Here is an 8,397-nt window from a genome sequence, read left to right on the forward strand (position 1 = left end):
AAACTCTTCGAGCCATTTATCTGTCATCTCATCTGTTAACGGTAGTGTCACCTCCTTTTTTTCCGCAAGTCGAATGACTTCCGTTATTTTTTGTCTTGAGTGACCAGTAGCTGCACGAATACTTCGAAGCGAAAAGCCATCAGACCTCATCTCCAATACTTTCCTATATTGGAACATAAAAAAACCTCCATATAATAAATGTCATGCTTTAGGCTTAAATGCCGTAGGCATGCACATTAATTATACAGAAGTTAATAAGTGGTAAACAGGTTGGCAATGACTGGTACATTTCATGGCAAAGGGTGGTACAAAACTTGGCAGCGCTGGTACATTTCGCTGGCGGTAGTCAGTTTAAGTTATAAACTTCACATTTCAGAGTGATTAATTCGTATATACACAGATTAATATCTGAAAAGAGAAGGACTCACTGGAATTTGAAATCAGATAGGGTGAACCGTACCATAAGTAAATGAGGTTTTTCTTTTAAACATAAATAGTACTATTCCATTTCTTTTGGAATAGTACTGTTTTTATTTTAAAAATACATTAGTTTATTTTTTTTAATTTGAATTTTTTTATTCAGGAATGTGTTAACATTCACAGCCTGCTATAAGAGTATTAAGGAAATAGCAATCAAGAAATACATGTAATGTTATTTTAATGAGTGAATATGAATTTATAAGTTTAGATATAATTACTTTAAAATAGAAAAATAAAATTTTATTAGGAATTTTCTGGTAAAATATATTTAGCGTAATCCGTAAAAAATACTTAAAAAAAGGAGTTTAAAGATGTTTTTGAGAAATGTACAAATACAAAATTATAGAAAGTTTCAACAGGAATCTTTTTCTTTATCTAATGAGATTACTTTATTAGCAGGAGCCAATAACAGTGGCAAAACTTCTTTAATTAATTTAATAGGTTCTATTTTGGATGATGGAAAGATAACATTCAATATTTCTGACATTCCTGTAAAGCTTACAAAAAAATGGGTGGATGATATCTATGATATATTTTATAGTATTTTAGATTCAGAGAAAGTTAGCGCTGAAACAGTTGAGGAACTGACAAAAAAAATATTCGATAAAGAGTCTTCTAATCCAAGTAAAGAGCTCCTTATACCACCTACAGTTGTAAGATTTATAGTTGAATATAATGAAGATGATGATATTAGAAATTTTGCGGATTTTATCATGAGTTTAGATCCAAAGAATGACTATATATATTTTGAACATGTTATTGAACCTACATATAAAAGTTATAAGGAAGCACTAACAGAGAGATTTACTAAGCTAAAACAAAGGCATAGACAAATAAAAATTACTCACAATGATTCAAAGAGTTTAAAAATTAAGCAATTCAAAGATATGATTTTAGATATATACCAAGCAAGCTTAGTCTCAAAGTGCTATTACTGCGATAGTGATTTCTCGGATAATAAGTATGAAATTGATACTAGTAGATTCAGAAAGCTTTTTAATTATAAATATATAAATGCAGGCAGAACTCTTGATGATCAAACTAATGGAAACTACAGAAGTCTAAGTAAAAATATGGTTGATCTTGCTAAGCACAATGAGAAATTTAGATCCCTACTGGATGAATTGCCCGATCAAATAATGGATCCAATAAGGGATGCACAAATTGTTGATAAAGTAAGACAGGCTTCTATCTCTGGACTTAGTAATGCTATAGAAGCAATTGCTAAAGCAAATGGCGGAAATACTGCAAGTATGGTATTAGATATAGATATTAATGAGGAAACTATTGCTCCCCTACTTAATCAAATTACAAGTACAAAATATGATTATCAAGGTCATTATCTCAATGAAGCTTCACAAGGGCTTGGGTATAGTAACATGATTTATATACTTTTACAGCTTGAATCGTATAAAAGAAAAATCGATCCCTTGCTAGTTAACATATTTGTAATTGAAGAGCCGGAGTCACATATGCATCCACAAATGCAAAGAATATTTGGTAAATACCTACAAGATTATTATAATGAGAAAAAGATACAAGGCCTAATAAGTACTCATTCGGCGGAGATGGTGCGCTTGACAGAATTGAAAAACTTAAGAGTTTCTCGTCCTGTTGATCATCTTGAAAGTAAGATATATGATTTTTCTTTATTCAAGAGAAAAATAAGAGGTGATATTACTCTCGACAACTTTTACGACTGGTTCTATGAGATAGGATTTCCTGATATTGTATTTGCTGACAGAGTTATTTTGTATGAAGGTGATACCGAGAGATTATTTATTAGAAAGTTATTGACTCTTGATAAGTTTTATGAGCTTGGTCAAAAATACATCGCATATGTTCAGGTAGGCGGAGCTTATGCACATAAGTATAACGAAGTTATTGAATTTCTTAAAATTAAAACACTAATCTTAACAGATTTAGACTATAAAAAAAGTGCTACTACAAAAGAAGATATTATTAAATCAAAAACAACCAATGCCACGCTTAATCAATATTTTAATAAATCTAAGGGAATAAAAACTCCTACTGTAGAAGAATTATACTCTTGGAAAGAAAATGGCGAAAATATATTTTCTGAAGGGTTGATTTTAGTTAATTTTCAAGGAAAGGAAGAAAGATTTTCCCGCACCCTAGAAGAGGCGATGCTTGCTAAACACTATGATATTAGTGCTGTCACGGAAAAAGAGAGAAGCAAGTGGGTAGAAGATAGAAAGCATGATCAATTACGGTACACCATCCCACAAAGTCATAAAAAATCCGAAACAGATGAGATAGATGATTGGGAACTTGAAGATAAAAATATAATTCAAGAAACCGATATTGAAGTTAACAATAGTACAGATGTTGGGGTAACTACTATAGAGCAAAAAGAATGTATAGATAATGGAGAAGAACCTAGTGAAATGATCACCATTAGAGAAATAGTAAAACATACAGGAAATTCAAAAACTGATTTCATGTATAGCGTTATTTTAAACGATATGATTATAAGGATGCTTCCGTACTACATAGAGGAGGGATTAGAGTGGTTACAACAATAGTTAATAATATTTTCTTGGTTAATGCGCCAGCAGGTAGTGGAAAAACAACTAAAATTAAAAGTATGATAACTAGTAGTAGAATTAAATATCCTAATAACAATATACTGTGTATCACTTATACAAAAAGAGCTGCTGAAGAGTTAAAAAAAGATATTGAATCTGAGGATATTCAAATTAGTACCATTCATTCTTTCCTCCACCAATTTTTAAAAATTTACTTCCGCAAGAAAGAAATTATTGATTTATATTTTGAAATATACAATGATCAGATTCAGAAAAGTATAATAAATAAAGAAGAGAAAGAAAATATAACTAGAAAAAATCAAAAATACATTGACAAGTTTGGGGATTTATCTCTTGATTTTATAAAAACGAATGTTGACCAAATCTATTATAATGAAACTTCATATAATCACTTGTACTTTGGAGGATTATCTCACGATGATTTATTAGCTTTTTCTGCACTTTTATTTGATAAATTCCCTAAAATTAGAAAAAGAGTAACACAAAAATATCAAGAAATTTTTATTGATGAATATCAAGATACGGCGTCAAAGGTATTAAAAATGTTTTATGATGCTGTGATTGAATCAAATTCTACTTTGTATTTATTGGGAGACAAGATGCAGCAGATATATAGTAGTTATGATGGGACATTTGAAGAGGAATTTAAGACTCTAAATAGAAATATTAATTTAGAAACTAATTATAGATCAATACCCGATATTGTGAGGCTGTTGAATAACATTTATAACGATAAAAATTATGAGCAAAAATATTCAAAAGAAAATAGACTTCTTGAACCTAATCATGCACCAAGAGTAATATTTACAAACGATATAGAATCACGCTTAGAATTAGAGCAAGAAAATTATCCAGAGGCATTACTACTGTATCTATTGAATCAACAGAGATTTGATTCAATAGGGGCAGGTCAATTGTTTTTTCACACTAAAAGATTAAAAAAATATTCCAATAACAATCAACCATCTGCAGTTGATGTTATGACTGATAATACTAATGGAAATACAGATCCTCTTTATAGGTTGCTCTTTGCAATAATAAAGCTTTTAACTTATTATGGCGATTCAAATTTAGGGAGAATAACTAATCATTTAAGAAATAACAAGAATATATTTAATACTTCAAAGTGTACTATAGCTAGTCGAAATGATATTAATGAGCTAGACGAGTCATTGAATAAACTATTAAAGGAATATCAAAAATGTGAGAAAATTAAAGAATTTCTTGAGGTTATAAAAGAAGATACATTATTTAATGCTAACTATTTCGATGAAATTGATCAAGAATATGGGGACCTCTTGGATGTGAAATTAGAACAATTTAGAGCTTTAAAATTGTATCTAGATAATCCAAGAGTATCAACTCAACATGGAGTAAAAGGCGAGAGTCATGATTCGGTCTTCTTCATTGCTGCTGATTCTATAAGGCACTCTCCTTTTGTTTATATGCATACGTTTTTAGAATTATGGACTAAAGTAGATTTAACCTTAGAATCTATAGAATCTTTTTACTATGAATATGTAATGTGGATTGATGAAACAATAGAAGAAATAGGATGTAAGGCATCTGATATAAATAGTGGAATACTTAAAGAAAAAAGTGAGTATTTAGAGGGAAGAATTAATGAGTTATGCACTCATTTCAAAGAGAATCCTATTTTTCTTAATCTATGTGTTGATGATTATAACAAATACCTTGAAAATAAACTTGTTCGTAATATAAAAAAATGTTTCAAAAAAAATAAAGTTTATGCAGTTCTTTCTGCTTTTAGACTATTTTATGTTGGATGTTCAAGGGCTAGAAAAAACTTAACAATCTTCATTGAACGTTCTAACGTAGAAGCTTTTTATGATGAAATTACTGCAAAATTAAAGAATATTGGTTTTGATGTAGAAGACGATACCTTAACATACTAAAAATAATTAATTAACTGTAATAATTGTTAACAATTAATTAAAAAAAGAAGCAATATATTTAAACCAGACTTCTTTCTTAATTAAAGCAGAAAAAAATGACTTCTTTTGCTTTTATAATAAAAGATTTTCTAAGGGGGATATGCATGGACAGGTTAGATTTATATAAGAAACCTACTTAGTTACGTACTTTTATTACAAATGATGGCGAGGATAATGACGAAGAGTATGAAAGGTACTTATCTACAAAAAAAGATGTTGAAATAAATAAAGAGAGGTATAACAAGGAGTCTGAGTTTTACGAGATTGTCAAAGAAATGATTTTTGACGTTGATCAAAACGACCGACCGCTGCTCCATATTATCGGTTATACATTTAATAGCTCTTATAACAGTCTAGAGATGGTACACTTATTGCAAACATCTGTTGAAGCGTCGAGTGATGAATTAGACAGAGTAATAGTTCATGAACTGGCTATGTCAGTTATTTATAATATACCTGTTTTTCTTAATCACGATGAATTGGAAGAGAGCCTTAGTAAATATTATAATCAATTATATGAACATGGTTTTCAGTTAATAAATGAAAATTATGAAGTGAAAAAATACAAACTTTTAGATACGTTAGTTCCAGATTTTGTGGACCAAAAAGGTGAATTAACAGGAGAGAAAATACCAAGAATATATTCATTTAGTGAAGTAAAGTATTATAAAAACATATTAATGGAAAAACTAAAAAAACTGGATAATGCTCAATATGTAATTAATAATTTGAAAGATGGCCTTAATGAATTATCAGAAGGATTAAATAGTTTTTCGAGAAATGAAAATAGACTTCAAGAAGTATTAACGAATTATCCAATTTTATTTGGAACAGAATATATTGAGGTATTAGATAAGCATAGTTTTGGTTCAGAATACGAAGCTGATTATGTTTTGAAAAGATATAATGGGCTTTATGATGTTGTTGAAATTGAAGCTAGTACTTTAAATGTTTACACTAAACAAGGAAATCCAACTAGTGCGTTGGTACATGCAGAACAACAAATAATGGACTGGTTAGAGTGGATTGAACATAATAACTCATATGCACGTGATAAAATTCAAGAATTATATTCACCAAAAGGCTATGTGGTAATTGGAAGATCTAATGCTTTGACACTAGAAACAAAAGAAAAACTTAGAAGAAGAAATTTAGTTTTCAGATATAAAATTGAAGTAATTACCTATGATGATTTATTAGAGAACGCTAAATCATTATTAAATTTACTGACTGGTAATAAGTCAGAAGATGATTAACTTGTATTAGCATACTTTGTGAATTTAACTAGACAAATCGGATTAGTATAAGTCAAGAAAACATATTTTGCTAGTAAAATTTTCTTCTTGATATGTGCCCCAACTTCTTGGCCACCTTTGATGAAAAGGTAGGTGGCTGAATCAAGGAAGGACGCCTTATCTCGTTGACGATTAAATTATCAAAGGCAATTGTACCATAAGTCAGGTTTACAAACGGAACTAAATTTAATAAAGTAGTTTCTGGATGAATCACTATAAATAATTAAAATAAGGAATGGTTTAGTGAACAATAGATTATTTATCATAGGAAATGGATTCGATCTATCTCATAATTTACCTACAAAATTTGACCCACATTTTAAAGAAATTGCAGAAAAATATGAACAGATTCCATATTTTTGGGAACTCTATCAATCACAAGAAGTAAATATTTGGTCTAATTTTGAAAATCTTTTGGCAAAACCAAATTTTAATGAACTAGAACAAATATTTGAAGGATATCAACCTAATTATTTATCCAATCATGAAAGTGATAGGGATGCAATCATTACACAAGTAGAGCTAAATGGAAACTTGAGCCCATCTTTGTATGAATTTTCTAATCAAGCCGAGGAAGAATTAAATAAAGTATCATTGCTCTCTGAGAATGTTGAGTTATTTAATAATGAAGATTTATTTGTAAATTTTAACTATACGCATACGTTAGAAAAAGTGTATGGTATACGAGCAGACAGAGTTTTGCACATACATGGTGAAGTCGGTCAAGATAATTTAATATTAGGTTATCCTAAAGGGAACTTTTCACCAGAAAAATACCAGTATGATGTTAGGCAAAAAGGAAGAGGGCCTTATCGAGAAATCGATATTCGAGAGCATATAGAAAATATGATAAAAGACGATATGATGGATTACTATACTTATACAGCATTTGAAAGTTTAATCAATAAGGTAGAATCATTTAATAAGGAACCGCAACTCCAATTGTTAGAAAAATTTTTGATTGGAGCTGAAGTAAAAGAAATTATAGTAAAAGGCCATTCTTGCGCAATTGATTTTTATTATTTTAATTTATTAAATGAAAAATTTAGGTATGCTAATTGGTTATTTTATTCTTTTGATAAAGTTACAAGTAATAATATTAAAGAGATGATAAAAAATTTAAAAATCAAAAATTATAAAATATTATAAAAAGCAGGCGGTGCGGTACTTTATAGACGCTTATAAAACACAAGTTAAAGGAAAATAAGATTTTGAATTTAAATATAGATATTAATAGCTTTTTAACATTATAGTTTATAGACAAAAAGAAAAAGTGAAGTTTTTGTAAGACTACGACATTACGGTTTTTATAGGTTAGATTTCACTTGGGTGAAACAGTATGGAAGAAGAGTGTTATCACTTTGCGTATTTGTTAAGGTAATTGTTGATGAGTATTATTATATCTCGAAGAGACAATTGGCAATTGAAGTTATTATGAAAGATATTTAGCTACGATGATTTTGTTGAGAAAAAATATGAATTGCAATATGCAGTTAGCTATATTTAAGAACAGCTCTAATAAATGTAAGATAATTTATATTGCTAAAATGTGAAGAAATTTTGAGGAAGACGCCATGTAGTTGCCGCAAGAGTGCATGATCAAACAATAATCAAGCGTCTCCCATAAGTTCCATCACATAAAAAAGAGTAGGCTGTTTGCTTGGAGTGGTGTAGAAGTCGGAAACAATATCGAATACGAGTTTTTTATAAGTTGATAAGGCTCTTTCGTTGAAAGCTGCTACAGTCAATCTGAAGCCCTCTGGGTTATACTTAATGTCTACTGAATAATAAACTATGCTTATTCTGCTGCCTTTTACAACTAATGATTGATATAATAGATGCAAGGGTTTTTATAGGATGTTAAACAAAACCTTGCACTTTTACTGAAATGAGGACAGAAACATGTATAAATCACAACCGTATTCACAAATCGCTTTCGAAGACTTCAACCAACCAATGGGACTAAAAATGAACCCGAAAAATAGATGGATTGAAAAAGCGGAATGGATCCCTTGGGCTGAACTGGAAAAAGGCTATGCCAAGAACTTTCGCAATCAAAAAGGCAATGTCGCCAAACCGCTTCGTATGGCTCTGGGT

4 protein-coding genes and 1 pseudogene are annotated in these 8,397 nt (G+C 29.8%); all 5 read left to right on the forward strand.

The window, feature by feature from the left end; genetic code table 11:
* Positions 1 to 791: 791 nt before the first annotated feature.
* Positions 792 to 3,026, forward strand: coding sequence for an AAA family ATPase (locus BM212_RS11405; RefSeq protein ID WP_091898645.1), 2,235 nt, complete (start codon positions 792 to 794; stop codon positions 3,024 to 3,026).
* Complete coding sequence (locus tag BM212_RS11410) at positions 3,011 to 4,966, forward strand: UvrD-helicase domain-containing protein (protein WP_091898648.1); 1,956 nt, start codon at positions 3,011 to 3,013, stop codon at positions 4,964 to 4,966. The genes BM212_RS11405 and BM212_RS11410 overlap by 16 nt, the downstream gene beginning before the upstream one ends.
* Positions 4,967 to 5,280: 314 nt before the next feature.
* Positions 5,281 to 6,261 (forward strand): Shedu anti-phage system protein SduA domain-containing protein, encoded by a 981-nt coding sequence (locus tag BM212_RS11415; RefSeq protein ID WP_091898650.1) that lies wholly within the window; start codon positions 5,281 to 5,283, stop codon positions 6,259 to 6,261.
* Positions 6,262 to 6,543: 282 nt separating this feature from the next.
* Entirely contained in the window at positions 6,544 to 7,449 is a 906-nt protein-coding gene (locus tag BM212_RS11420; protein WP_091898652.1) for an AbiH family protein, read from the forward strand.
* Between the two features lie 753 nt (positions 7,450 to 8,202).
* A pseudogene (locus BM212_RS11425) lies at positions 8,203 to 8,397 on the forward strand (IS5/IS1182 family transposase); the annotation flags it as partial.

Source organism: Marinilactibacillus piezotolerans (genome assembly GCF_900114235.1).
Taxonomy (GTDB): Bacteria; Bacillota; Bacilli; order Lactobacillales; family Carnobacteriaceae_A; genus Marinilactibacillus; species Marinilactibacillus piezotolerans.